24 protein-coding genes are annotated in these 25,574 nt (G+C 36.1%); 16 read left to right on the forward strand and 8 right to left on the reverse strand.

Annotated features, from left to right (window positions below):
- Nucleotides 1-17: 17 nt before the first annotated feature.
- From ABH966_RS20665 to ABH966_RS20685, 5 genes are all read left to right on the forward strand, one after another.
- Nucleotides 18-503 (forward strand): TRAP transporter small permease, encoded by a 486-nt coding sequence (locus ABH966_RS20665; RefSeq protein ID WP_370081702.1) that lies wholly within the window; start codon nucleotides 18-20, stop codon nucleotides 501-503.
- Nucleotides 500-1,780 (forward strand): TRAP transporter large permease, encoded by a 1,281-nt coding sequence (locus ABH966_RS20670; RefSeq protein WP_370081704.1) that lies wholly within the window; start codon nucleotides 500-502, stop codon nucleotides 1,778-1,780. Before ABH966_RS20665 ends, ABH966_RS20670 begins: the two co-directional genes overlap by 4 nt.
- Nucleotides 1,781-1,949: 169 nt before the next feature.
- The gene (locus ABH966_RS20675; RefSeq protein WP_370081706.1) at nucleotides 1,950-3,146 is read left to right on the forward strand and encodes an MFS transporter; all 1,197 of its coding nucleotides are present in this window, start codon (nucleotides 1,950-1,952) and stop codon (nucleotides 3,144-3,146) included.
- A 265-nt stretch (nucleotides 3,147-3,411) separates the two neighbouring features.
- Nucleotides 3,412-4,044, forward strand: a complete 633-nt coding sequence (locus ABH966_RS20680; protein ID WP_370081708.1) for a LysE family transporter — start codon at nucleotides 3,412-3,414, stop codon at nucleotides 4,042-4,044.
- Nucleotides 4,045-4,301: 257 nt separating this feature from the next.
- Nucleotides 4,302-4,724, forward strand: a complete 423-nt coding sequence (locus ABH966_RS20685) for a hypothetical protein (RefSeq protein ID WP_370081710.1) — start codon at nucleotides 4,302-4,304, stop codon at nucleotides 4,722-4,724.
- A 160-nt stretch (nucleotides 4,725-4,884) separates the two neighbouring features.
- On the opposite strand, the gene ABH966_RS20690 is transcribed toward ABH966_RS20685, so the two are convergent.
- A complete protein-coding gene (locus ABH966_RS20690) occupies nucleotides 4,885-5,931 on the reverse strand; it encodes a Cj0069 family protein (protein WP_370081712.1) in 1,047 nt (348 codons plus the stop codon).
- A 152-nt stretch (nucleotides 5,932-6,083) separates the two neighbouring features.
- Nucleotides 6,084-7,010 carry an EamA family transporter gene (locus tag ABH966_RS20695; protein WP_370081714.1) on the reverse strand — a complete coding sequence of 309 codons (927 nt, stop codon included), beginning with the start codon at nucleotides 7,008-7,010 and terminating at the stop codon, nucleotides 6,084-6,086.
- Nucleotides 7,011-7,120: 110 nt separating this feature from the next.
- Here ABH966_RS20695 and ABH966_RS20700 point away from each other — a divergent pair, with 110 nt between their 5' ends.
- The 3 genes from ABH966_RS20700 (at nucleotide 7,121) to ABH966_RS20710 (ending at nucleotide 10,188) form a co-directional block, all read left to right on the forward strand.
- On the forward strand, nucleotides 7,121-8,008 hold the full coding sequence (locus ABH966_RS20700; protein ID WP_370081716.1) for an AraC family transcriptional regulator: 888 nt from the start codon (nucleotides 7,121-7,123) through the stop codon (nucleotides 8,006-8,008).
- A gap of 658 nt (nucleotides 8,009-8,666) precedes the next feature.
- Nucleotides 8,667-9,149: a MarR family winged helix-turn-helix transcriptional regulator gene (locus ABH966_RS20705; protein ID WP_370081718.1), complete on the forward strand. Its 483-nt coding sequence runs from the start codon at nucleotides 8,667-8,669 to the stop codon at nucleotides 9,147-9,149.
- A 1-nt stretch (nucleotide 9,150) separates the two neighbouring features.
- On the forward strand, nucleotides 9,151-10,188 hold the full coding sequence (locus tag ABH966_RS20710; RefSeq protein ID WP_370081720.1) for a beta-carotene 15,15'-monooxygenase: 1,038 nt from the start codon (nucleotides 9,151-9,153) through the stop codon (nucleotides 10,186-10,188).
- A gap of 121 nt (nucleotides 10,189-10,309) precedes the next feature.
- Here ABH966_RS20710 and ABH966_RS20715 read toward each other — a convergent pair whose 3' ends face one another.
- The 4 genes from ABH966_RS20715 to ABH966_RS20730 all read right to left on the reverse strand — a co-directional run bounded on the left by ABH966_RS20715 (nucleotide 10,310) and on the right by ABH966_RS20730 (nucleotide 13,705).
- Nucleotides 10,310-11,422 carry an ABC transporter permease gene (locus ABH966_RS20715; protein WP_370081722.1) on the reverse strand — a complete coding sequence of 371 codons (1,113 nt, stop codon included), beginning with the start codon at nucleotides 11,420-11,422 and terminating at the stop codon, nucleotides 10,310-10,312.
- The gene (locus ABH966_RS20720; RefSeq protein ID WP_370081724.1) at nucleotides 11,415-12,113 is read right to left on the reverse strand and encodes an ABC transporter ATP-binding protein; all 699 of its coding nucleotides are present in this window, start codon (nucleotides 12,111-12,113) and stop codon (nucleotides 11,415-11,417) included. Before ABH966_RS20720 ends, ABH966_RS20715 begins: the two co-directional genes overlap by 8 nt.
- Before the next feature lie 146 nt (nucleotides 12,114-12,259).
- Nucleotides 12,260-12,724, reverse strand: coding sequence for a hypothetical protein (locus ABH966_RS20725; protein WP_370081726.1), 465 nt, complete (start codon nucleotides 12,722-12,724; stop codon nucleotides 12,260-12,262).
- A gap of 207 nt (nucleotides 12,725-12,931) precedes the next feature.
- Nucleotides 12,932-13,705, reverse strand: coding sequence for a CPBP family glutamic-type intramembrane protease (locus ABH966_RS20730; RefSeq protein ID WP_370081728.1), 774 nt, complete (start codon nucleotides 13,703-13,705; stop codon nucleotides 12,932-12,934).
- Nucleotides 13,706-14,100: 395 nt separating this feature from the next.
- On the opposite strand from ABH966_RS20730, the gene bioD reads away from it, so the two are divergent.
- From bioD to ABH966_RS20755, 5 genes are all read left to right on the forward strand, one after another.
- Nucleotides 14,101-14,805: a dethiobiotin synthase gene (gene bioD / locus ABH966_RS20735; protein WP_370081730.1), complete on the forward strand. Its 705-nt coding sequence runs from the start codon at nucleotides 14,101-14,103 to the stop codon at nucleotides 14,803-14,805.
- The gene (gene bioA, locus ABH966_RS20740) at nucleotides 14,786-16,189 is read left to right on the forward strand and encodes an adenosylmethionine--8-amino-7-oxononanoate transaminase (RefSeq protein ID WP_370081732.1); all 1,404 of its coding nucleotides are present in this window, start codon (nucleotides 14,786-14,788) and stop codon (nucleotides 16,187-16,189) included. The genes bioD and bioA overlap by 20 nt, the downstream gene beginning before the upstream one ends.
- Nucleotides 16,156-16,746 (forward strand): biotin transporter BioY, encoded by a 591-nt coding sequence (locus ABH966_RS20745; protein ID WP_370081734.1) that lies wholly within the window; start codon nucleotides 16,156-16,158, stop codon nucleotides 16,744-16,746. Before bioA ends, ABH966_RS20745 begins: the two co-directional genes overlap by 34 nt.
- A 134-nt stretch (nucleotides 16,747-16,880) precedes the next feature.
- On the forward strand, nucleotides 16,881-17,873 hold the full coding sequence (gene bioB, locus ABH966_RS20750; RefSeq protein WP_370081736.1) for a biotin synthase BioB: 993 nt from the start codon (nucleotides 16,881-16,883) through the stop codon (nucleotides 17,871-17,873).
- Nucleotides 17,874-18,537: 664 nt separating this feature from the next.
- Nucleotides 18,538-18,660, forward strand: a complete 123-nt coding sequence (locus ABH966_RS20755) for a hypothetical protein (RefSeq protein WP_255350007.1) — start codon at nucleotides 18,538-18,540, stop codon at nucleotides 18,658-18,660.
- A 319-nt stretch (nucleotides 18,661-18,979) separates the two neighbouring features.
- Here the strand turns inward: ABH966_RS20755 and ABH966_RS20760 are convergent, their stop codons facing one another.
- On the reverse strand, nucleotides 18,980-20,143 hold the full coding sequence (locus ABH966_RS20760; RefSeq protein ID WP_370081738.1) for an aminotransferase-like domain-containing protein: 1,164 nt from the start codon (nucleotides 20,141-20,143) through the stop codon (nucleotides 18,980-18,982).
- Between the two features lie 133 nt (nucleotides 20,144-20,276).
- Here ABH966_RS20760 and ABH966_RS20765 point away from each other — a divergent pair, with 133 nt between their 5' ends.
- The 3 genes from ABH966_RS20765 (at nucleotide 20,277) to ABH966_RS20775 (ending at nucleotide 24,390) form a co-directional block, all read left to right on the forward strand.
- Nucleotides 20,277-21,674 (forward strand): aminotransferase-like domain-containing protein, encoded by a 1,398-nt coding sequence (locus ABH966_RS20765; protein WP_370081740.1) that lies wholly within the window; start codon nucleotides 20,277-20,279, stop codon nucleotides 21,672-21,674.
- Between the two features lie 323 nt (nucleotides 21,675-21,997).
- Nucleotides 21,998-22,810: a COG4705 family protein gene (locus ABH966_RS20770; RefSeq protein ID WP_370081742.1), complete on the forward strand. Its 813-nt coding sequence runs from the start codon at nucleotides 21,998-22,000 to the stop codon at nucleotides 22,808-22,810.
- Between the two features lie 344 nt (nucleotides 22,811-23,154).
- Nucleotides 23,155-24,390: a DNA polymerase IV gene (locus tag ABH966_RS20775; protein ID WP_370081744.1), complete on the forward strand. Its 1,236-nt coding sequence runs from the start codon at nucleotides 23,155-23,157 to the stop codon at nucleotides 24,388-24,390.
- Between the two features lie 158 nt (nucleotides 24,391-24,548).
- Here ABH966_RS20775 and ABH966_RS20780 read toward each other — a convergent pair whose 3' ends face one another.
- Nucleotides 24,549-25,286, reverse strand: a complete 738-nt coding sequence (locus ABH966_RS20780; RefSeq protein ID WP_370081746.1) for a hypothetical protein — start codon at nucleotides 25,284-25,286, stop codon at nucleotides 24,549-24,551.
- Nucleotides 25,287-25,574: the final 288 nt, after the last annotated feature.

Raw genomic sequence — 25,574 nt, forward strand, 5'->3', positions numbered from 1 at the left:
TTAGGGGGAATGGCTAAATGGCGAAAATTAGTCAAGGCATTACTAAAATCGAAGAATTTCTGATGACCATTTTAATGGCTGCTCTAGCTGTCTTAATGATATTAGCTGTTATTTTTCGTTATTTTTTAAAAGATCCCATCCCTTGGGCTGGTGAAGTTTCGATTTTCTTATTAATATGGACTTCGTTTATCGGAGGAAGCTGGGGCCTGAAATATGGCACCCAGGCTTCTGTTACATTTTTATACGATGCTGTATCCGAGCGTAATAAGAGAATATTGAGGATTATTCAGGATTGCATCATGATTGCATTCTTATTTATATTAATCTATTACTCTTATAAATGGATGATGCACCCATCTATGTTGCTACAAAAATCTAGCTCATTGCAATTGCCAATGTGGATTCCATATAGTGCAGTATCTGTTGGATTAATTTTTGCAGCAATTCATCTTATTTCACATTTGATTGACACAATTATGAATAGAGAGGGAGAAAATACATGACATATATTGTACTCGTAATTTTCTTTCTTTTACTTATAATTGGTATTCCAATCTCGATGGTGCTTGGTATTACGACAGTTATTTATTTCATATTAAATGGTCAGATGACATTATTAAATTCTACACCATTACGTATGTATTCAGGTCTTGAAAATTTTGGACTATTAGCGATTCCGTTATTCATGTTAATGGGGGAAATTATGAATGAGGGAGGAATTACAACGAGGCTTGTTCAATTTGCTCGTGTACTTATCGGGCATTTTAGAGGAGGATTGGCCTATGTTACAGTTGTTGCTAATATGTTCTTAGCATCAATTTTAGGATCAGCTAATGCCCAAGCTGCGATGATGAGTAAAGTAATGGTACCGCAAATGGAAAAGGAGGGTTATAAACGTGAATTCGCAGCGTCTATAACGCTAGCATCTTCTATTATCGCACCTATTATTCCACCAAGTATGATTTTCATTATTTATGGTACGTTATCAAGTACATCGGTTGGTGCTTTATTTATGGCTGGAATTGTCCCAGGGATTATTTATGGACTTGTTTTTATTTTAGTTATTTCTTATATGGGCTATAAACAAAATTTCCCGAAAAGTGAACGTGCTTCGTGGACAGTTATTAGAAGCAATACATTACAAGTAGTTCCAGCACTATTAATACCAATTACAATTGTTGTAGGTATTTTAACGGGTGTATTTACAGCAACAGAATCTGCTGCTATTGCTTGTTTACTAGCAGTAATTGTAGGTTTATTTTTCTATAGAGAGTTAGATATTAAGAAGCTCCCTAAAATGCTGATCAATACGGTGACAAATACTGCAACGGTAACGTACTTAATTATTATGGCAAATATTTTTGGATGGATGATTGCATTTGAACGGATTCCACAATTGTTAGTAGAAAGTATGTTAAGTATTACAGAAAGTCCATGGGTATTCTTATTATTAGTGAATTTAGCATTGTTAATAGTCGGCATGCTACTAGATGGAATTGCAGCATTAATAATTCTAGTACCTGTAATGATGCCACTCGTAATAGCATTTAATATTGACCCGGTGCATTTTGGAGTCATCATTTGTATTAACTTAACGTTGGGCTTATTAACACCGCCAGTAGGTACAGGACTTTTCATAGTATCATCGATGGCGGATGTGAAATTCGAAACGCTAGTAAAGAATGTTTTTCCATTTATAGTTATTTCATTTGTCGTACTATTATTCCTGACATATATTCCGGACCTTGTATTATTCGTACCAAAATGGTTGGGGGTGTAGGGAGTATTTAGTTAAAAGTATTTAGGTATATTAATTTTTACAAGGTAATGGCAAAAGTGGTGGTTAAATTTAGCTAAAAAACAAATCTGAAAAGTTCTATTACTTTATTAGGTAGAAATAAATCTTTGCGAATGTGCTCATTAAGAGTAAAAGGTGGTTTTGATAAATTATGCAACAGATGAAATTTATCGCAATGTGGATCATCATTGCTCAATTTTTAACTGCCTTTGTTGGGAGAAGCATTAGCCCTTTAATGTTCTATATTAGTGCTGACTTATCACTGAATAAAGGGCAGTTAGGATTCCTTCCAACTGCCCTTTTTATTGGTCAATTTATAGCAACGTTGATAATTGGGTATTTAGCAGATCGATTAAGTACCCGTAAAATGATGGTTTGCTTGATGACTGTTGTTGGAACAGGCTTTTTAAGTTTTGCTTGGATAGACAATTATTCGTTGGCCTTACTATTTGTTGTACTAGCAGGGATGGGTTATGGAGGAATGCATCCTGTCACAAATCGTTTTCTTGTGAATACACTTCCGGTAAATAAAGTTTCATTACTAATGGGTGTAAAACAGATGTCTATCACACTAGGGTCAGCAGGCTCGAGTGTTGTGTTGATTCCGTTGGTAGCGTCCATCGGTTGGCGCTACACATTGTCGGTTGCAGCAGTATTATTATTATTGTTTAGCTTCATCATACCTTTTGTATTAAAGACAAAAGAAGATTCACAAAGTGAGATGGCTACTAAGATGCCTTTACGTCAGCAGTTACGCATTTTCTTTCACTCAAAATGGCTATTTTTTACGAATAGCTCTGCATTCATATTAATGGGTGTTCAAATTACATTTAACACGTACATTATATTATTTTTGTATGAAATAAAGGACTGGTCAATTTATAGTGCTGGAATATGCTTGGCTATCTCTGAAATAAGTGGGGCATGCGGGCGAGTGTTGTGGGGTATTATTAGTGATAAATTTTTTAATAGAAATCGATGGGGCGTATTGTTAATCATTACAATGCTGAGCACAATTGGGATAACCCTTATGTACTTTATACATTCCTCTAGTTTAATAGTTATATGTATAGCTATTGTAGGTTTTTCTCTTGCTGGCTTTAATGGTATATGGATGACGCTAGCTGTTGAAAGTGTGGAAAAATCTATGAGTGGTTTTGCAAGTGGATTTAGTATAATGGTTGCATCCATTGGTGTATTTTTAATTCCACCTATTTTCGGTTCACTTGTAGAATATTGGGGTTATTCGGGAGGTGGGATGTTTTTACTTAGTTTATTTGCTTGCTGTGCAATATTGATGGTAATTGCTCTGTTAACTGTAAAGAAAGTCAACATTCAAAACGGCTAACTGACCTGCATCGTCCTGTGACATTACCGAAATGACTGACAGCGTCCAGGGCGCAAATCAAACTCCGGATGTAATTATGCCAAAGCGAATTAAATGGCAATAAGAATAGATTTCCCAATAATATCATACAAATAGATTAACTAAGTATCAGTATATAAAAAATGAATATTTATTAGTGAAAATAACATTTTATGTATTTTTATGCTACAATACAATTATAAACGGACGTATGAAACTTATCTTATTGCATGAAAGAAGTGTTTAGTTGAGTCTATATGTAGCGTATGTATTGGTAGGACTTGCGATTGCCATGCCTGTTGGGGCTATTACAGTAGAAATGACAAAGCAAGGACTAAAAAATGGCTTTATGCATGGTTGGGCTGTCGGTCTTGGTGGTATGACAATTGATTTTGTATTAGTTTTTGCATTGTATATGGGATTAGCGTCCATTTTAGCAATGCCAATCATTCAAATTCCTATGTGGATTATAGGAGCGGGCTTTTTATTCCTTTTAGGGCTGGACTCTATAAAAAATGCTGATCATGATATTACGCTTGCAGGAGAGAAAGTGACAAAATCATTTTTTACTTCTTATCGTAATGGTTTACTAGTTGCAATCTCACCTGGAAATCTAGTATTCTGGGTAAATGTTTTCGGTGTTGTACTAGCTAAATCATATGGGCAAGGACAGTCAGCAAACTTTTTAGTGATTGCGGCAGGGGTTCTCAGTGGCATATTGCTGCATGATATTGGTTTGATGACCATTGTTTCAGTTACCCGTAAAGCAATGAGTCGTAAGTTCATTAAGTCGCTTACGATGGTTGCGGGCGTTTTATTAATAGGCTTTGCCGGATATTTTATTTATGAATTTATACAAGCCATTAAGATTTATATATAAAAAGTGCGATCCTTATATTATCTTAGGGTGACAACCTTCAAACGTATGTAAAGAAATGAGACTAGGACAGAACTCGTTTATTTTGAAAAATAACAAAAAGAGATAATAACTTTTCTGCTTCATCAAAGTGAATTTTCATCTAAAATCAAAGAAATGTTAGACCGATTATATCTAGGTCTAACATTTTTCTTTTTGTCTCAGCTCATTTTTTATGAGGAGTTAAATAAAAGTCACTCTAAAACAAGGAGTATGTGAAAATGAGTATAGCAACCTATATTGGTTTAAATTTTCCAGTAAAACTTAATGAGTATTATACGGAGGATGAAGTTGAAATTGATTATGTTTTCTCGGATGAAGAAGATCGTGATGTAGTTAAACAGAAGCATTTTACTACGCCTTATATTTATGAAGTTTATGAGAAAGGTAACCCTATTTGGCAAATGAATGAATATCAAAAGATTCATTCACCACATAACTATGAAAATTCCAAAAAGACTTTTCTCTATTTATGTCACTTACTAAAAGAGTTGCTCCCACAAGGTGATTATTGTGAAGTTTATATTTGTTGGTTGGGTGAAGAAGATGAAGAGCGTGAGGGTGAGTTGAAAATTGATTTAAATAATCCACAGATTGAAGCAATAGATATTTATGAAAAATACTTTATCCGAATAGAAAACTAAAAGTCCAACTCAAAATAAAAATAGTATGTATATAAAAAGAGGATAACCAGCCTCTATAATAGACTAATTATCCTCTATTCCTATACCCTTATATAATCAGAAGATCGCACTTTTTTATTTATCCCACATTAACGGGCAGTAATGAAGAAGACCGGTTTCACTATGCTGAAATCTCGGTATTTTCATGGATACAAGCTAAAATTTCTTCTGCTACTTGATGTGCTAAAGAAAGTTCAGAAGTGAAGCCTACACATGAACAATTCATTTCCCCTAAAATATAGCAATCTTCGCCAGCTTCGTTTGTATCAAGCATGAAATCGGCAGTCCATAGGAGCGGTAAATCATAATTGCCCAGTAAACTAGTTACGAGTGGTAGTTGTCTTAAAAAGTTTTGGACAAGCTCTTCCCAGTCTTCTGGTGCATCATAACGATAGTGCGCACCTGAAAATAGTGTTGCACTAAATGCGTCCTCGGAATCTGCCGGTTTTTTATGTACTACGTTAACTGGTTTATTTCGTAACATAAATAAGCGGATTTCGCCTTCAGTAATACGCGGAAGGAAGCGCATATCAACTAGCATGCCATTTGGACCAGTAATATATTGCTCACAGAACGTCATGAAATCGCTTAGTTTCCAATATTCCACATGATTATCCTTTGCTTCTGTACATTTAATCTCCGCATCAAGTGTTACTTCTGTAATTCCCTCAGCAAGGGGTTCAACCAGTTTTACTCGCCATATACCTTCTCCTGTCGATCCACGATTTTGCTTTAGGACGCGTTCAGTAATAGCAAGAGAAGTAGGGAACTGAGCTTTAAATGCTTCAATTGTATAATAAGCAAATGTATCATCAGGCACTAAATTCGTTGAGGACAGCTTTGATAATGCATCTTTAGAACCATAACCAATCATAGAATCAGGGTGTGGCATACCAATGACACCTGCATTACATAGTTCACGCAACATATCGAAGTACTCTTGTTCATGCTGTAAGTTTCCTGGATTAATACGTGATACATAGGCAATACCTTGCTCTTTGACGTAATTAAAAATTTCCTCTTTTTTTGTAACATCAAAGAAAATGACTTCTGCATCCTGTCCACGTTGTTTTAGCGCATTCACCATTGGCATTGTATCTTGTCGATAGCCGTCAGGGCCTTTATCTGTGCCACCACGAACCTCGAAAAAAATAACCTTTTTGTCCATAAAAATACCCCCTTGAATGATGATATTTTCAGTATAATAGACAGTTAAGGAAAAAAGATATATATAATATGTAAATTTTATGTGGAAATTCATAGTTTATAAATTTTACATAGGAATTTACGACTAATACTTTCGGAATTATCCTAGATTGGTTAAGCCTTCCTGACGATTCTTTTCTGAAAAACTGTAAGATATAATATCATGCAGAGAATTAGCATTGTCCCAATTAACTGAAAGCTCCCAAAGGCAATTTTAAGCCATAAAACACTTGTGATAACAGCTGTTAGAGGCTCTAGGCTACCAAGTAAACTAGTTTCTTTTGGCGATAAATAATGCAAACTTGCAATATAAAACCAAAATGCCAACATTGTCCCGAAAATTACGATAAACAGAAAGTAAGCGATTGTCGAAAATGCCCAGTTTGACAGATCAATTTGCCATGGCTGATGGAAAAGACTCATCACAATCCCGCCAATAAGCATTGACCAGCCTACAACTAACAATGAGTGAAACTGCTGTAAAAGTGAGAATGCATATAGCGTATAAAAAGCAGCCGAAAGACCAGATAATATCCCCCAAAATACGGCCATCGTTGGAACAGAAAGTGTAGACAACGAGCCATTTGTTAGTAATAAAAAAGTACCAATAAGTGTTAGCGTCACAGCTATTCCATCCTGCCTTGTCAATTGACTGTGCTTCGTGACTAAATAATAAGCCATAATAAAGAGTGGTGCTAAGTATTGCAATAATGTTGCTACAGCAGAGTTGCCTATAGCAATCGACATCATATACGTATATTGAACTGCCAGCATTCCAAGTAAACTAAATAAAATTTGTCTAAAAGCATTGTGCTTTGTTCGCCACATCACAAAAATAGACTCTTTACGATGTGTAATTTTATAAGCTGTGATGAGTAATAAGCCAGATAAAAGAAGACGACTGGAAACAAGCCAGCCAACTTCTATATTTTCCTGCTGAAATAGCTTTTGTGCGACGGTTCCACCAATACCCCAAAAACTTGCCCCTAGAATGACAAGAATAAAACCAAGCGTACGATTTTTCTGTGCAGATTGATTCATCTTAAAACATCTCCTAAACTATCAATATAAAGCAATTATAATGAATAGTAATCTAAAGAAATATCGATTTAATGGATTAAAAATATCAATATATTGAGGTGAACGAAGTAGTGACGTTAAAACATATTAAAATTGCGAAGGATTTACAAGAGCTAACGTTACATGGGACGAAGGAATTTCCAGTTGCCTTATATGAGACGGTTTTGCGATTAGATAATCTAGATTTTTTACCGTTACATTGGCATAAGGAAATTCAATTTGTTTATGTAAAAAGCGGTCTTGTGGAATACCGAGTAGGAGCAGATGTCTTTGTACTTGAGGAGGGGGAGGGACTATTTGTTAATGCATCAGGTTTACATGAAGCAAAGCCGTTTCAAGTAGAGATGGCTACAATTTTCTGTATTAACGTGGATCCCTTGCTATTAGGTGGACACAAGAACAGTATTTTTGCTACTAAATATGTACTGCCGTATATAACGAGTAATAGACTACCCTATGTAAAGCTATCAGGCCAATTGGCGCAAAAAGTAGAAATTGTGGCGAAATTACTGCAAGAGCAAGCCGTATTTTATGAGCTAAAGGTATGGAGAGAGTTATTAGCCATTTGGGAAACTATTTTGTCACAATCAATGCTAACAGAAGAAATACTTGATCCAGCAATTATTGTCCAGCATGAACGAGCAAAGGATATGCTTGATTATATACATGCTCATTATCAGGAGAAAATTTCTTTAGAAAATTTAGCTACACATGTTTTTTTAAGCCGTGCAGAATGTAGCCGTTTTTTCAAAAAAATGGTCGGCATGACACCATTCACATATTTACTACACTATCGTCTTCGTAAAAGTATGGAGCTATTACGTGATAGTGAGCAATCGATCACCACAATTGCTACAACAACAGGCTTTAGTACAGTAAGTTACTATATTGATAAATTTAAGAAATATACAGGATACTCCCCACATGTTTATCGTAAACAATTTTTTAATAAAGGATAGCAGAGTATAATCGCGCGAGGCAAGAGGGTATCCGTGGAAGAGAAGCGAATACCCGCGAATGAGAAGTGGATTTTCGAGCTTACAATGAATCGCTTCAACTTAATCATTAAATATGAAAAATTCCTGAAAGTTATTGGAAGTAGACCACACTGTTTATTTTTGAAGCATTAGCAAAAGTTGTGGATGACATTTGTTAAAACATAACCTTGCAAAAGTTGATTGGAGTGGAGACTGGGCGACTCCTTTGGGATCAGCAATAGAGGAACGAAGGCAAAAACCATCACATCCAGTGATGACGCCTTCGTGACCAACATCGTGCTGCTGACGCTTCGTTAGCACTACGCTTTCGCGCAAAAAACATCTGTTGGCCCAAGCGGCTCATCGGACGCCCCCAGGAAGCTTTGCTCTGTGCGAAAGCGAAGCGTCAGCAACAATTGTTTTATCTGCGTGAAAGCGAAGCGTCAGCGGCAATTGTTTTATCTGTGCGAAAGCGTAGCGACAGCAACAACAAAGCGCCCAGTCGGAACGGAAATCAACCACACGTTGTGGTAATGATCTTTATTATTGCTTATTTGACAATAATAACCACATACAATAAAGTAAAGTTAATAATAAAGATACCTTTACTATTAACTTTACTTAAAGGATGGATTTGGTGATGACAAAGGATGAAGAACTTATATATAAGCTTGTGGAGGAAATAAATGAAGCTATTTATTCGATGGATAGCCATTTCATAAAATTACATCATAATTTAATTAGTGATGAGTTATCCCCTAAGCAAATAATTCTTTTAGATTTTATTAAAAAAAATAGTCAAGTGACGATTGGACAGATTGCAAGTTATATGAATATAACGTCTAGTGCTGTCGGACAGCTAGTTAGTAAACTTGAAGAGCAGCAATACGTAACTCGGAGCATTAATCCAGAAAACCGACGTGAAATATTTGTAAATCTAGATACTTCAGGCATTACATATTTTGAAAGAGAAGAAGAAATAAAACGATTTATTATTTCAAGATATTATTCGAAGCTTGAGTTAAGTGAGGTCGTGCAATTAAAAGAGATTGTGCAAAAGCTCAATCAAATTGTATTAAAGGAAGGAATTATACATGAAATAAATGATAAGGGAGAGATTTAACATGGTTGCATTAAAGAAAAAGCAAAATATATGGCTAGCTTTTTTGTTACTCGTACTTGCTAGCAACTACACGCTTTATAACACAGGTTTTGGTATATCGATTTTACCAATTGAAACAAATGGAGTTGTTATTGGCTCATTAATTGATTTTGTTCTTGTAATGCCTGTTTTATTTCTATTGTATAAAGGAAAGTTTTCTTTAAAACAAGCGGTTATTTTAGCAGCAGCAGGTTGTATTGCAGCTCGTTTCATTATTCCAGTAGAACATTTGAAGCCGTTTGTTGCAGTAACTTGGGCTGGTTTTGCGATTGAAGGTACGCTTATCTTATTCGAAATTTTACTAGTTGCAACGCTTGTTCGTTACATGCCGAGAATTCTAGCGGATGTACGATCAACTACTTTACCAGATTTGTTCTCATTTCCAAAAGCAGTTGAAAAACATGCATCAAAGCATCCTATTATCCAAATGTTTTGCGCAGATTTTTTAGTATTTTACTATGCTTTTGCAAGCTGGAAGAGAAAAGAACGTTCTGGTTTAACTTTGCATAAAAACTCGAGCTATATTGCATTTATCATTATGCTAATCCATGGGATAGCCATTGAAACAATAGGGATTCATTGGTGGCTCCATGAAAAATCAATAGTTCTTTCTATTTTATTACTTATTTTAAATGTATACACTGTTCTATTTTTTATAGCGGATATGCAGGCCATTCGTTTAAACCCTGTCCATGTAACATCTGATAAATTGTATTTGTCTTTAGGATTGATGAAACGAGCAGAAGTTCGCTTTGAGCAGATTGAAGAACTTATTGAGGATAAGGAACAATTGGAAAGAAAATTATCCAAGGATACAATTGATTTTATAGCACGTGATTTTGAAGCGGCATATCCACAGTTTATTTTAAAAATGAAGGAGCCTGTGGAAGTGACTTTCATGTTTGGGCTGAAAAAACGTTATAACAATGTAGCCATTAAAGCCGACCAAGCTCAAGAATTTAGAAAAATGCTTATTCAAGGAATGGAAGATAATAAATAATAAACAACAGGTGCTAGCAAACAAAGCTGGCACCTGTTTAAATAGGGGATGATATTTGTTTAAACACATACCATTTATATAAAAGTCGGAACGGAAATCAACCTCACGTTATGGGCCTTATTTACAGGACTAAAATAATAATTAAAATAATAAGGACACACAATAGTGGGAGATCTACAAATCCCTTTAGCAATCGATTGCTAGCTGCCTGAATTTGTTCATTGGTTACTTGAAAGATTGACCAAATTTTATGCTCAAAAGTTTGCTGGATCACGGATTGCATCATTGAACGTAAAGTAAAATAAAGAATTCCAAGTACGATAATTTTCGCCCACGACGGAACAATAATAGTTAGACCGATACCCATTGATAAAAAACGCAGATAGCCGAAGAGATACTGTTTTTGGCGTAGCATCGTTTTACATACTAATTCCTCTATAAAATAATCAGAACGTCGAAACATACGCTTTGAATTTTTCCATAATAGGCGAGGCTTTTTTAATTTCGGTACTAACTGACTTCGAAGTTCAGGAGCAATCTCGAATAAAAGACTTTGCCATTTATAAAAAGCTGCTTGATCGAACTCCACTTGCTGATCAAAATGTTTAGTGCTATAAACAAAATGTCTATTATAATAGCTTGTGCAACAAACAAGAAGAATTACATAAATAAGTGCAGACAAAAGAGCTGGGACATATAAAAAGAAAACTGTACCGAGAATGCACATGAAAATTTTACTTACTTGCTGCTGCCATTTACGAAGCTTTAATTGTAAAAGTATGTTTGTAAAATTAGTTGTAAAAAGTAGTAGAAGTAAAATAAGTAATTCTAATATCGTTACATGATGAACGATTATAAAAATGGGCGCTAATAGAGCAAGGGCAGATCCAAGTAAAATTAGGTGCTTACTTAACGACCAATAAAGACCAGCTTGTTTTAACCGTACCATTTGTTTTCGGTTTTGGATTAAAAAAAGACGATCGGCTCGTTGTAAATAAGTACGAATCGTTTCAATTCGTGTAATAAGAAATAACAGTACAATTAAGAACACTAGCGGAATATGTATGACCCATGATGTACTTATATTTAAGATAAAGTCTTTATAAAGGAAAAAGCCTATGACTAGGGCTGGCACAACAACATATAAGGCGACTGTCCAATCAATGATGCTTGCCAGTAGTTTATAATTGTTGGAGCGCTCTAATTTTCTTCGTTGCTGCAATAAACTAGTCATGGTGATTTTCCTCAAGCAAGGTGTCGAAAATATCAAGAAGAGATGCTTTGTCATGGTTCACCGCTAAGCGTAACGATTCGAGTGTACCTTGCTGTAAAATTCGGCCATCATCAATCAAGATGAAACGATCACATATTTTTTCTGCTGTATCAAGTGCATGTGTACTCATTAAAATGGCGGCACCTTGCGCTTTTAATTCTTCTAATATCGTTAAGAGCTTACGCATTGCCTGTGGATCTAGCCCCATAAATGGTTCATCTAAAATATAAGTAGAATGCTTGTCGAGAAATGCTAAAATAAGCATCACTTTTTGCTGCATACCTTTGGAAAATGTTGTTGGATAATCGTGTAGTTTATGGTCCAAATGAAAAATTTTCAGTAATTCATTCGCACGATTTGTTAAAGAATTTTCTTTACCAGCTACACGCATGTAAAAATCGATATGCTCCCACAATGTGAAATACTCATACAAAATTGGTCTTTCGGGTACATAGCCATAAGTTCCTATTGTCACTTGACCATCGACTATTGGTAATACACCCATCATTGCTTGTAAAGTTGTACTTTTGCCTGCCCCATTAGAACCGATTAATCCAACGAGCTCACCACTATTTACTTGAAATTGAATGTTTGAAATAATAGCTTCATTTTCTATATAGCCACCTTTATGTATGTTAATATCTATTGTCATTCACTTCCTCTCTTTATTAATTTACGAATTAAAGTGGGAAATGTTTCAAGTTTTGAGGCTTTTATCGTTTAGAAGATGAGTTTACTGATAGAGGAATGAGGGAATTTAATAATGTTCAAAGGATCGTCTTTGCAATTGCCACCTACTTAATCTAGGTGGGCAATTGCATTTAATATATCTTCACACACCGCATCCCAAAATTGTTCCTGTACAGCATCACAATACACATATAGCTCTTTATTTTGGACATGCTCATATAGCTCAGAAATCATTTCTTTCTGAAAATGGAGTCGATGATTTAATGCTTCACGTTCTTCCTCAATACAAAACGATTTATAAATATCTGCGAGACGTTCAAGTTTTGCTAATTTTTGTTTCGTTTCCTCGTATTGTGTTTTGTGAAATCGCCCTACTGCGGTAGTCATAGAGATCTTTGCCCGATGCTCGGTATTTAACGTTCGCAATTCTTCCTGACGAATAGCCACACGATACCAAAATTCATATCGAATAGGTAAGTCTTTTAGCTCGTAGGTGAGCAAGGATTTTAAAATAAAACTAACATGCTCATAAGAATCTGTAGTCTTTTCTGATTCTTTAAAAATACCAAACATACAGCCACCCCTTTAAGTTTAATACTACGAATGAAGAGTAAAACCCTTTAATTTACCTAAATATTCAGAGAAGTAATGAAACAATAAAATTCTCTGGATATTAATAGAAATCTAGCTGAAATACAAGTTTAAAAGGATTAGTGAGTTTATAAAAAAATCTTGTTACATTTACTTATGTAACAAGACTTTAAAAGTTGCATTATAAAATTAAATTGAGTTTATGTTTTGAGGTTTAGTTTTTTTTATTATTCCTATTAATAACAAAATCCATAGTAAACTATTTCCAACAGAATGGGTTACAAAAGAGGCCCATGTTGAATTAGTAAACTGGGCGATCCACGGAGCAATAAGCATACTAGGAAGCATATTGATAAAATGCCACTTCAAACAAGCATGAATAACCCATGCCCAAAGTAATCCATTTACTACCCAAGCCCAATTCCCGAAAATCTCTTGCTGAATAGGAAGGAAAAAACCTCTCCACATTAGTTCCTCACATAGCATAGCCAAAAGGTGTAATGGAATAAATATGGCTATCATTTTCCAATTTCTATAAAGCGTAACACCGAAAAATTCTGATGGAGGTAATTCCATTTTTTTTAACGGATTAAATGGGGCAGGAAGATAACTTGGTGGGGCAAATATTGGAAATCTCGCAAAAAACTTTCCTAAAGGTTCGAGAAGTTGGTCAAAGACTATTGTAAAAATAATTGCTCCCACAACCCAGTACCAATCGTTTTCTGTTAAAGGATTGAAACGAAACCTTTCCAAAATATTTTGCCATGTCCATGTATTTCCCTCTAAATGATAAAGTAGTAGCGATACTGGAAATAAACTCATTACAGGAAACCAAAGGAAGAACCAAAAAGCATAAATTAATGGTACACCCTTTTTAACTAAAAGAGGTGTCCCATAGTAAACACCATAGTATACTAACGAACCTGTTATGCCGAAAATGAGTAACTGCACCAGATAGGACATTAGAAGACCCCTTCCGCATAATGGATATATTTACAAATATATAAACATAAATTATTATATTTTTCTATATATTTTTTGTCATAGTTACATCTAGTCTGCACTAAAGTTTCATAGGGCTCTACGTTAGAATAGCCTTCTAATTAATATAAATGGACAAAGATGATTATTAGCATACCTATGAAAATATACATTAACCAGCACTAGATTTTGCCACATGGTAAGAATCTAGTGTTTTTTATTGATGAAAAAATTCTTGAGTTATCACAAAATACCCTATTTTTTGCAAAGAAAAGGGCCGTTTTTGAAGAAATATGGAAATAGCATTTACAAAATAAAATTAAATGTGTTAACTTAAAAACTGTAAGTAGTTAACTTAAAAGAGGGGGAGGTTAACGATGCAACATTTTTGGGTTGTTGGGACGGATACAGATGTCGGTAAAACGGTTATCACTACATTACTGATGCGTCAATTACAAAAGCATGATTTACAAGTCACGCCTTATAAGCCCGTGCAAACTGGCGAAATTAATGACAATGGGCATTGCTATTACTACGATACAGCAATGTATGAAAAGTATTCATTACAAAGTCTAAAGCAAGAAAATTTAAATGGCTATTCGTTTAAGGAAGCCGCATCACCACATTTTGCTGCACAACTGGAGGGTCAGCAAATAAATGTGGAGTATTTATTACGGCAAATGCAGTTGTTACAGCAAACATACGATGTCGTGATTTGTGAAGGAGCAGGGGGGCTGTTTGTCCCGTTAGATACATATGGAGAAAATACGCTTCTTGATGTCATCGTTCAAAGTAAACTTCCAGTTGTTCTTGTCACACGAACAACACTAGGAACGATTAACCATACATTGCTTACACTTGAGGCATTACATGCTCGTAATGTTGAGGTTCTTGGCATTGTATTTAATGGAGACACAGGTAGTCAGATGGAACAAGATAATGTGAATACGATTCTACAGCATCATGATTTACCATATGCGATGATCCCAAAGCTTGGGGATATTTCACAGATTGTTGACTACTCTATTTCACAAACTTCTTTGTTTGAAAGGTTGATCAAATATGAAACAAGCATTAACTGAATTGCAGACGAGAGATTTACAGCATGTTTGGCATCCATGCTCACAAATGAAGGACTATGAGCAATTTCCGCCAATTGTTATTAAAAAAGGACAAGGTGTATGGCTTTATGATGAAAATGATAATCGCTATTTAGACGCCGTATCTTCCTGGTGGGTCAATTTATTCGGACATGCGAATCCGCGTATAAGTCAAGCATTAAGCGATCAAGCGTTTACATTAGAGCATACAATCTTTGCGAATTTTTCACATGAACCTGCCATTAAAGTGGCAGAAAAATTAGTGGCCTTAACGCCAGATGGTTTAAACAAAGTATTTTTTGCAGATAACGGTTCTTCAGCAATAGAAGTCGCATTAAAAATGAGTTTTCAATATCATATGCAGACGGGAAAAACGACGAAAAAGCGATTTTTAGCTTTAACGGATGCTTATCACGGTGAAACACTTGGTGCCTTATCTGTTGGCGGAGTAGGGCTGTATAACGAAGTGTATCAACCACTTTTATTGGATACAGTTCGTGCACAAGGACCGGATTGCTTCAGATGTCCTTTCCAAGAGAATCCTGGAAGCTGTCAAGCCCAATGTATACAGTTTGTTGAAGAGGAGCTTAGTCAGCACCATGAAGAAATTACAGCTATTATTATTGAGCCACTCATTCAAGCAGCTGCAGGCATGAAAATGTATCCTCCACTATATTTGAAGCGATTACGAGAGCTTTGTACAAAATACGATGTTCATTTTATTGCAGATGAAATTGCAGTTGGGTTTGGACGAACAGGTACATTATTTGCCTGCGAGCAAGCGGGTATTGCTCCAGATTTTATGTGCTTATCAAAAGGTTTAACGGGTGGTTACTTGCCACTATCCGCAGTTTTAACGACTGATGATGTATACAACGCTTTTTATGATGATTACGGTACAATGAAAGCGTTTTTACACTCCCATAGCTATTCCGGTAATACACTTGCTTGTCGCGTAGCCCTAGAAGTTTTGACAATGTTTGAAGAGGACCGTGTGATCGATATGATACAAAACAAGGGTGAACGTATGCGAAAACTAGCTATGAATGCATTTGGAGAGTTGCCGTTTGTTGGTGAATATCGACAAGTAGGACTAGTTGGTGCAATAGAATTAGTCGCCAATCGTGAAACAAAGGAGCCGCTACCGAGTGAGGAACGAATCGGTTATCAAATCTATAAACGTGCCTTAGCAAAGGGATTACTGATTCGTCCTCTTGGCAATATATTATATTTCATGCCTCCATACATCATATCTGATGATGAAATGAGTTTTATGATTGATACAACGAAAGAGACGATCATGCAATTTTTTGAGGAGCGGGAGGGAGTAAGTTGTTCAAACGACAATCAACACTGTCACTTGTGATGATTGCGATGTTTGCCGCTTTAACAGCAATCGGTGCATTTATTAAAATACCGCTACCAGTAGTGCCTTTTACATTACAAATAGTTTTTGTATTTTTAGCAGGCAGTTTGCTCGGCAGTCGCAATGGATTGCAAAGCCAGCTCGTCTACATGGGGGTTGGTTTAGTTGGTTTGCCAGTATTTACGCAAGGTGGAGGTATCACCTATGTATTGCAACCAACATTTGGCTTCCTAATCGGTTTTGCACTGGCCGCCTTGGTAATTGGTTTCATGATTGAAAGAGTGGATACGCCAACGAAAAAACATTTTATCGGTGCAAATATTGTCGGGCTTTTTATTATTTATGCAGTGGCAGTCCCATATTTATATGTGTCTTTGAATTTTTGGTTACATATGAAAACGAGCTGGTCACATATTTTCGTAGTTGGCTTTTTAAACAGCATTGTTGCAGATTTTTGTTTAGCAATCGCTTCTGCATTTTTGGCCGAGCGACTTTACAAAGTATTTAATTCAGCAAGGACAATAACTTCTTTCAACGGCAATCTCCCACCTCTATAGATGTGAGAGGAATGCAGATTTAAGTTATTTTCAGCAGATATCAAACATCAGCTGATATAGCCTAAGGAAGATTTTACGCAATTATGCCGAGGCATAATTGATAAATTATACAAGTAGAGAGGGAGAATGTGTAAATGAATTGGTTACAGTTAGCAGATGAAGTTATTGCAGAGAAAATCATTAGCAATGAGGAGGCTCTTGCCATTTTAAATAGTGATGATGATGAGCTTTTAAAAGTAATGGACGGTGCCTTTGCTATTCGTAAGCATTACTATGGGAAAAAAGTAAAATTAAATATGATTATGAATGCTAAAAGCGGTTATTGCCCAGAGGATTGTGGCTATTGTTCACAGTCATCTAAATCAACAGCACCGATTGAAAAATATCCATTCATTACGAAAGAGGAAATTTTAGCAGGGGCAAAACGAGCATTTGACAATAAAATTGGCACTTATTGCATCGTGGCAAGTGGTCGTGGGCCAACTCGAAAGGATGTCAATGTTGTAAGTGAAGCTGTTACAGAAATTAAAGAGAAGTATGGCTTAAAAGTATGTGCCTGTCTTGGCTTATTAAAAGAAGAACAGGCACAGCAATTAAAAGAGGCAGGGGTGGATCGTTACAATCATAACTTAAATACATCTGAACGACATCACTCCTATATTACTACGTCCCATACGTATGAAGATCGTGTTAATACGGTTGAAATTGCGAAAAAGCATGGAATATCACCTTGCTCGGGTGCCATTATTGGTATGAAAGAAACAAAAGAGGATGTCGTGAATATTGCGCGTGCACTTCATCAATTAGACGCGGATTCCATTCCGGTAAACTTCTTAAATGCGATTGATGGTACGAAACTAGAAGGGACGAAGGAATTAAATCCACGCTATTGTTTAAAGGTTTTAGCGTTGTTCCGTTATATTAATCCAACAAAGGAAATTCGTATTTCTGGTGGCCGTGAAATCAATCTTGGGTCACTTCAACCACTAGGCTTATATGCAGCAAACAGCATCTTTGTTGGGGATTATTTAACAACTGAAGGACAAGAAGCAAACAGTGATTATCGTATGCTTGAGGATTTAGGCTTTGAAATTGAATTAACGGAAAAGCAAGCAGCAATTTGCTAAATAAAAACTTATCCCGCATTAACGGGCAGTAATGAACTGCCCATAAAAGCCCGATTGGTGAAGACTAATAATCAGTGGGGGATAAAGAAACCCCACTGATTAAAGTTTCACTTTATGAAATAAAATCTACTACTACTACTTAATTATCATCGAATTTGAAAGTCGTATGTGCGCCGTGGAAAAGGCGTACATACGGCTTTTTCTGTCGGACGGATAAAATCGTAGAAATGCTCAGGTAGGGTAAAGTGCTCGGGTTCAACGGGAAAACGCTCAGGTAGGCAAGAAAAGTGCTCGGGTTCAATGGGGAAATGCTCAGGTAGGAAGGTAAAGTGCTCGGGTTACCAAGAAAACTGCTCAGATAGCATGACCAACTGCTCAGGTCTGTCGAAAACCCTCGATTGGCATATAAGGGATAGAAAGTGACGGATGCTAAAACGAAAAGAACTGTTTTTATGCCTTAAAAAATCTGGTTTTCACAAATTGTTCAATGAAAGCGTTTTGAAATTGAACAGTTTGTGAAGGGCTTCACATAATACTTTATTTTTTAAAAAAATGGCGTAAAATAAGAATCAAGTAAGGAATTGTTATAAAACAGTTTGAAAATAGTATCACGGTTTTAAGTGGTTGTTATATTACAAATACAAATTGGAAGGGAGAATTTTGTATGTGGGTTATTACAGTATTTGATAAAAAGGACGTTCGAATTTTTGAGTATACAAACAAAGATGAGGCGACACAGGCTTTAGCGAAATTTAAGAAAAATGCAGTTTTAACGTATACAAAATAATTTCATATTTGAGCGAAATAACCCTTTTCGACGCTATAGCGCACGAAAAGGGTTATTTTTTACGTAGTATATCCTATTAATGAACGAGAATCGAAATAGCACTATACACTAATTAACACGATTAAGTATGACTACCTATTATCCAAACTAATTTGTAACGGAAAAACCGTATGAACGGGGTGAAAATGATCTGCTCAAACGGTTTTCTGTTTGCTTTATCCGCAGTAGATAAGGAGATGAACTGCCCGTAAAAGCCCGTTTGGTGAAAACTAATAATCAGTGGGGGATGAAATAAGCCCCCACTGATTAAAGTTTCACCTTATAAAATACTGCCTAAGCGTTTAATTCCTTCGCGGATGACTTCAGGTGTTGCATTTGTATAATTTAGGCGCATTGTATTAACATCAGTTTTTGATGTATAGAATGGATCGCCAGGTACGAAGGCTACTTTTTGGTCCATCGCTTTTTCGAAGACATCTACTGCCGAAGCACCGTTGTTCATTGTAGCCCAAATGAACATTCCGCCTTCAGGTCGTGTGTAATCCACATGTGCTGGGAAAAACTCCTCCATTGCATTAAGCATGGCATCTGCTTGATTTTTATATAACGCTATAATTTTCTGAACGTGCTCCATATAGTCATTGTTTGCTAGATAATCATAAATAACATATTGAGAGAAAATATTTGTGTGTAAGTCAGTTGCTTGTTTCGCTGTTTCGATATGCTGCAATAATTCTTTATTCTTTGTAATGATAAAGCCAAGACGCATACCTGGTGTAACGGTTTTAGAGAAAGAACCTAGCAAAATACTATTTTCTAATTTACCAGCACCAATGTATGGTAGTGGCTCACCTTGGAAGCGTAATTCTCCATATGGATCATCCTCGATTAACGCTACATCATATTTTGCCATGATTTCGCAAATTTGTTGACGTTTTTCTTTAGAATACGTAAGACCTGTTGGGTTTTGGAAATTCGGAACTGTATATACGAATTTTACATTTGGTTGTTGTAGCGCATTCTCTAACTCTTCTAAGTTTAATCCATCATTTTCAAGTGTTACACCATAGAAAGTTGGCTCACTTAATGTGAAGGCTTGAATGGCACCTAAGTAACCAGGCTCCTCGATGACGATACCATCACCTTTGTTAATCAATACTTTCCCAATTAATTCAAGAGCCTGCTGTGATCCTGTTGTAATAAATACATCATCAGCATGGATATCTAGTCCATGTACACGTTGGTATTTTGCGGCAATGTACTCACGTAAAGGCGCATACCCTTGTGTAGAAGAGTATTGGAATAGTCGACTACCATTTTCCGTAATGGCATGGTTCGCAGATGCCTTTAACGCTTCGATTGGGAAAGAGATTGGGTTTGGAAGTCCCCCTGCAAAAGAAATGACATCCTCAGATTCAGTTACTCTCAAAATATTTCGGATGAATGAGGACGGGGTATTTAAAATCTTTTCTGAAAATTGCATAATTTTTCATTCCTTTTTTCTGATTTTTTAAAAATTATATCATTGCCATCATATGCATACAATATTATCATTGTATGCAAGACAATTAAATATTGTATGCAAAAAAATAGAGAGAAGGAGCTTAGCTTAGAATATGCCAGTTAATTCGTTTGAAGAATATCCAATGAGTTGGAAACCGGACATTAGTAAAAGTCCGACTCCATTATATATAGCAATAGCTGAACAGCTGGAACAAGATATCAAGGATGGAAAATTATCGCCAGGCACCAAGCTACCTCCTCAGCGTGAGTTAGCTGATTTTTTAGATGTTAATTTAAGCACGATTACGAGGGCTTTTAAACTTTGTGGCCAGAAGGGGCTTATTTATGCTTCTATCGGAAATGGTACATTCGTTTCATCTGATGCAGCGACAAATAAAATGTTATTACCAACAAATAAATCTTCTCAGATGATCGAAATGGGTCCTGTACTGCCAGAAAATCATGCTAATGAGGATATTACACGTTATATGAAAAAGATGATGAACGATCCTAATTTTAGTAAATTATTTCAGTACGGACGACCTGAAGGAAATGCGTGGCAAACAGAGGCAGCGATGAAGCTTTTGGAAAAGGTCAACTTTCAAACGGATCAACCTGTATTGCTTGGGGCGGGGGGACAAAATGCCATTGTTGGAACGTTAGCTGCGTTGTTTCAACCAGGAGATCGAATCGGTACAGATTCCATTACGTATGCAGGTATAAAAACAGCTGCTAATATGCTTGGTATCCAACTAGTGGCAATCCAACAAAGTAACGGTGAAATGACAAGAGAGGGGTTATTATATGCTTGTAAGAATGAGCATATAAAAGGTCTTTATGTTATTCCTGATTTTCATAATCCTACTACCCACACAATGTCGATGGAAACAAGAAAAATGATTGCGGAAGTTGCGAGGCGGAATGGCTTAATCGTCATTGAGGATGCGATTTATAGCTTTCTTAAGGAGAAGCCGCTTGCACCAATAGCGGCCTATGCTCCTGAACAGGTAATTTATATTGCTAGTGTATCAAAAACCATCTCACCTGGCTTACGACTATCCTATATCGTTACACCGCCAGCGTTACGAAAAAAAATAATGGAAACACTGTATAATATCAATATTTCAGTATCTCTCATGATGGTGGAGCTTACAGCAAGGATGATTCACGATGGCGTTGCACAAACAATTTTAGAGAAGCACCGGTTGTATGCAAAGCAACAAAATGCCCTTGTCGATCAATATTTAGGGGAATATAACATTTTAGGAGAAGAAGAATGCATTTTCAGATGGCTAATACTCCCCGAAAAATTCACCAGCGTTCAGTTTGAATTGCTAGCAGCAAAAGCTGGTGTGCAAGTGTATGCAGCTGAACGTTTTGCCGTAGGAAATGCGAAGCTGGTAAATGCAGTTCGTTTAGCAATCACTGCACCTGAAAATCAGCTTGAACAAGCGCTAATCATTTTGAAGGATTTACTTGAAAGTGATGGTGACTATACATTTGTTGATTAAAGTAAAGATACACCTTCAAAGGGAGGTGTATTTTTTTGTACTTTGGAACTGGGTAGTGATAGAAATCTCCAAAGTTAAAAAATGAGAAATTACTCATAAATCTTTAATCAACTTCTTATATAAGATTCGTTAACTTCTCATTACGACCTGTTAAAGTGGAGGCTGTAAATAAGTTCCTAAAGATACTACATGATTCATTGGCCAAATGATTCGATTATTCAGTGGTATTTGTTAATGGTTCATGTAGTTTTAGTTTGCATGTAACAGTCATCATGGAAGTGTATGTATGACTAGTTGATATGAATAATAAGGAGATGGATTAAATGATTAAAAATTCGTTTTTATCTGAAGAATCAGTGGTCCCTTCATTACAACAAATATTGAGCAAGGTTCCAGAAGTCACAATCTTCTTCTGGATCATCAAGATAATGGCTACTACGGTAGGTGAGACGGCTGCAGATTTCCTGAATTTTAACTTACACTGGGGTTTGTCCAATACGACCTTTCTAATGAGTGGACTGTTGATTATTTCTTTGTTCATCCAGTTCAAATCGAAAAAATACGTGCCGTGGATCTATTGGCTTGTGGTTGTACTAATTAGCATTGTCGGAACTTTAATCACAGACAACCTCGTAGACAATTTCGGGGTCGCTCTAGAGACGACTACTATTTTCTTTTCTATTGCGTTATTCGTGACATTTGTAGTTTGGTATATGAGTGAAAAAACATTGTCTATTCATTCCATCTATACAAGCAAGCGTGAAGCTTTCTACTGGTTAACCATCCTCTTTACCTTTGCTTTAGGTACGGCAGCTGGTGATCTTATCTCAGAGGGTATGGACTTAGGGTACTGGAAGTCTGGTCTCATATTCGCTGGCTTGATTGTTGCAGTTATGATTGCTCATTACGGTTTCAAATTGAATGCCGTATTGGCTTTCTGGGTTGCTTATATCCTAACGCGTCCACTTGGAGCATCTTTCGGTGACTACTTGTCACAGTCTCGTGCAGATGGTGGTCTAGGTCTAGGTACTATCGGAACGAGCGCAATCTTTCTAATTATAATTTTTAGTTTGATCATTTATCTGACTAAAACAAATAGAGATAAAATCTTGTTATCAAACATAAAGGAGAAGTAAAAAAGAACATCGAATGATTAATAAACTAGAATAATATAACCAAAGAGCTGAGAGTTTTCATTAAATTGAATACTCTCAGTTTTTTAATTTTTATTGACTAAAAATATAGTAAGTCAAAAATAAAATTTGATAGTTTTAGGATTTGATCATTTCCGACAGAAGACGCTCGATTCACAGCTAATAGTAATGGGAGGTGAATGTCATGTCGGTTGGCGATAGCCAAAAACGATGACATTGTGATAAGATAGAAACAAATGTTCTTGTATTGAGGTGGAGTCCATGTTAGTCAAAGGACTGCTAAGAATTCTAAAGAAACTTTGGTTAGTAAAATGAGGTGATAAAATATGAATAAAGGAAGAATCATTTTACATATCGACCTTAATTGCTTTTATGCCTCTGTTGAACAAATTTATGATCCCTCATTAAAAGGGAAACCCGTAGCCATCGCAGGTAATCCTAAAGAGCGTAGAGGAATCATTATTACGTGTAGCTACGAAGCAAGAGCAAGTGGTGTATATACAACTATGAATGTCGGAGAGGCGCGGCGAAAGTGCCAAGAGCTAATTGTACTACCTCCTAATTTTGAACGGTATAGAGCTGCGTCCAAGTCATTTTTTAATTTGTTAAAAGAGTATAGTGAAATTCTCCAACCAGTTTCAATTGATGAAGGATATTTGCAACTTCCTATAGTGGAAGGCCAAAATGTCTTGCAACACGTACAAAATATGCAAGATAGAATCTGGAACGAACTTCAACTCCCTTGTTCAATCGGTATTGCACCGAATAAATTTTTGGCGAAAATGGCAAGTGATATGAAAAAGCCAATGGGAATTACCGTACTCCGAAAGCGTGATGTTTCCGCCATATTGTGGCCGTTGAATGTCATTGAGATGCATGGGGTTGGCAAAAGTACAGCGGAGAAATTGGGGAATTTAGGTATCCGAACAATTGGAGAACTAGCTGTAGCTGATGAATATGTATTAAAGCAAAACTTTGGCATTAATGGTCTAAGGATGAAACAAAAAGCAAATGGTGAAGATGATAGACCTGTTGACCCAGACGCAATATACGATACGAAAAGTGTAGGGAATTCTACAACACTTTCTCATGATACGACAGATAGAGATGAATTATATAAAGTAATAGCAACACTTTCTGAAAAGGTAGCGGAAAGATTAAAGGCCAAGAAACTAGCTGGCGTTACTGTAAGTATCATGATCCGTTCAGCTGATTGGGAAACATGTACACGAAGTAAGTCCATCAATAACGCGATTCATTCAAAAGAGGATATTGTTGAGCATGCCTGGTATCTATTTAATAAGCATTGGGACGAAGAACCGGTTCGATTACTAGGTGTTACCGTATCGAATGTTAGTGATATTAAAGAAACGACACAACAGCTAACGTTATTTAACTTTGAAGAGCATGTAAAAGATGAACCAATCATTAAACTTGTTGATCAAATCGAGCAAAAGTTTGGAAAAGGAACAATTTTGCGGGGGTCAGATATTGCCAAACCAGTAGGGAAATATCAAGCGAATACGAGTTTTAGCAAGGACTTTTGGGACGAACATAAGTAAAAAGGAACAAATGGAGAGTTAGTTTCTTAGGGATATTATTAACAATACAATATCAAAGCCATAAATTCATTGGTGGCTTTGATATTTGGCGCTTCTGAATTGAAAATTTCTTTTCATTAATATATCTTCAGCTATTCTAGTTTAACTTTTAACTAACTTCATATTTTTAAATTATTTTTAGCACTGTCTACAAATGCCCAATAGAGCTGATAAAACTCTTTTGATTTCAGTTCTTCTGCTGGAGTCGTTCCGTAATGCCATTGACCATTTGTGCTTCCTAATACCGTAATCCCCCCAACTACAACATCGTAGTCAAAACCACCTAAAGAATTGATGCTAGGACGCACCATGCCATCACCTGCTGCAAGACTTTTATTTGTTTCCGTTTGTATATTGTCGTGTTTAATCAAATAATCCACAAGCGTCATTTCACGGATCTGTGTTGTTTCCTCTGATTCAAATTTTTTTATTGCTTGCATCGCTTGCTTGTGAAGCGTTTTTCGGTCAGGGGATACAGAAGAAATATATTGTGCGTGTAATTTACTTTTCTCGTAATGAAAGCCTTCTATGGCGTCTCGATTTGTATTCCGCACTGATTTTTCAACTAATGCTTTAAGTTGGCTGATTAATACATCCTGCGGAGGAACTTTCATGCCTTTTGTTGGGATGATGTCCCAATTGGGTGTATTTAATGAACGACTTGCAATCAGATTGACATTCGCCTTCATTGCTACTTCATTTGGCGTATAGTTGTATAGTAGTTCGGAAGTCTGAACACTTTCCTTAGAATATTCATACGCTTTTGTTAAATGAGATTGATCACTTTTTATAGGATTATTTTTATTCGTTGAATATAAAGGATTAGATTGTATTTGCGATAAATTAGTGACTTTCATAACTTTATTACATCCCTTTCAAATTATAAGCATTTGAAGTGTTCTATAGTTTTTTCAGTTTTTGGCACTATGAATAATTGTTAAGCAATAATTTACATTTAATGTGTATTTATACAATAAATAAAACAAATGTAAAACCACTTACTAGTATTTATCGGCGAGCCTTTATTTCTTTTGAATTATTTTAAAGTAGTGGATCTACGTCAAGATTGTAGACACACTCAAGTTAATTTTTTGTGTTGCGCAACGTCCATTTTTGGAGTGTTCCACATCCCGAGTAGACCGTCA

This window comes from Lysinibacillus sp. RC46 (assembly GCF_041262385.1).
Lineage (GTDB): Bacteria > Bacillota > Bacilli > Bacillales_A > Planococcaceae > Lysinibacillus.

Coding starts and splice junctions, on each gene's coding strand:
- ABH966_RS20765 (WP_370081740.1), top strand. CDS start 20,277: ATGCCAGTTAATTCGTTTGAAGAATATCCAATGAGTTGGAAACCGGAC.
- ABH966_RS20775 (WP_370081744.1), top strand. CDS start 23,155: ATGAATAAAGGAAGAATCATTTTACATATCGACCTTAATTGCTTTTAT.
- ABH966_RS20760 (WP_370081738.1), bottom strand. CDS start 20,143: ATGCAATTTTCAGAAAAGATTTTAAATACCCCGTCCTCATTCATCCGA.
- ABH966_RS20730 (WP_370081728.1), bottom strand. CDS start 13,705: ATGTCCTATCTGGTGCAGTTACTCATTTTCGGCATAACAGGTTCGTTA.
- ABH966_RS20715 (WP_370081722.1), bottom strand. CDS start 11,422: ATGACTAGTTTATTGCAGCAACGAAGAAAATTAGAGCGCTCCAACAAT.
- ABH966_RS20755 (WP_255350007.1), top strand. CDS start 18,538: ATGTGGGTTATTACAGTATTTGATAAAAAGGACGTTCGAATTTTTGAG.
- bioA (WP_370081732.1), top strand. CDS start 14,786: ATGAAACAAGCATTAACTGAATTGCAGACGAGAGATTTACAGCATGTT.
- ABH966_RS20725 (WP_370081726.1), bottom strand. CDS start 12,724: ATGTTTGGTATTTTTAAAGAATCAGAAAAGACTACAGATTCTTATGAG.
- ABH966_RS20675 (WP_370081706.1), top strand. CDS start 1,950: ATGCAACAGATGAAATTTATCGCAATGTGGATCATCATTGCTCAATTT.
- ABH966_RS20710 (WP_370081720.1), top strand. CDS start 9,151: ATGGTTGCATTAAAGAAAAAGCAAAATATATGGCTAGCTTTTTTGTTA.
- bioB (WP_370081736.1), top strand. CDS start 16,881: ATGAATTGGTTACAGTTAGCAGATGAAGTTATTGCAGAGAAAATCATT.
- ABH966_RS20670 (WP_370081704.1), top strand. CDS start 500: ATGACATATATTGTACTCGTAATTTTCTTTCTTTTACTTATAATTGGT.
- ABH966_RS20780 (WP_370081746.1), bottom strand. CDS start 25,286: ATGAAAGTCACTAATTTATCGCAAATACAATCTAATCCTTTATATTCA.
- bioD (WP_370081730.1), top strand. CDS start 14,101: ATGCAACATTTTTGGGTTGTTGGGACGGATACAGATGTCGGTAAAACG.
- ABH966_RS20685 (WP_370081710.1), top strand. CDS start 4,302: ATGAGTATAGCAACCTATATTGGTTTAAATTTTCCAGTAAAACTTAAT.
- ABH966_RS20720 (WP_370081724.1), bottom strand. CDS start 12,113: ATGACAATAGATATTAACATACATAAAGGTGGCTATATAGAAAATGAA.
- ABH966_RS20705 (WP_370081718.1), top strand. CDS start 8,667: ATGACAAAGGATGAAGAACTTATATATAAGCTTGTGGAGGAAATAAAT.
- ABH966_RS20690 (WP_370081712.1), bottom strand. CDS start 5,931: ATGGACAAAAAGGTTATTTTTTTCGAGGTTCGTGGTGGCACAGATAAA.
- ABH966_RS20665 (WP_370081702.1), top strand. CDS start 18: ATGGCGAAAATTAGTCAAGGCATTACTAAAATCGAAGAATTTCTGATG.
- ABH966_RS20695 (WP_370081714.1), bottom strand. CDS start 7,010: ATGAATCAATCTGCACAGAAAAATCGTACGCTTGGTTTTATTCTTGTC.
- ABH966_RS20770 (WP_370081742.1), top strand. CDS start 21,998: ATGATTAAAAATTCGTTTTTATCTGAAGAATCAGTGGTCCCTTCATTA.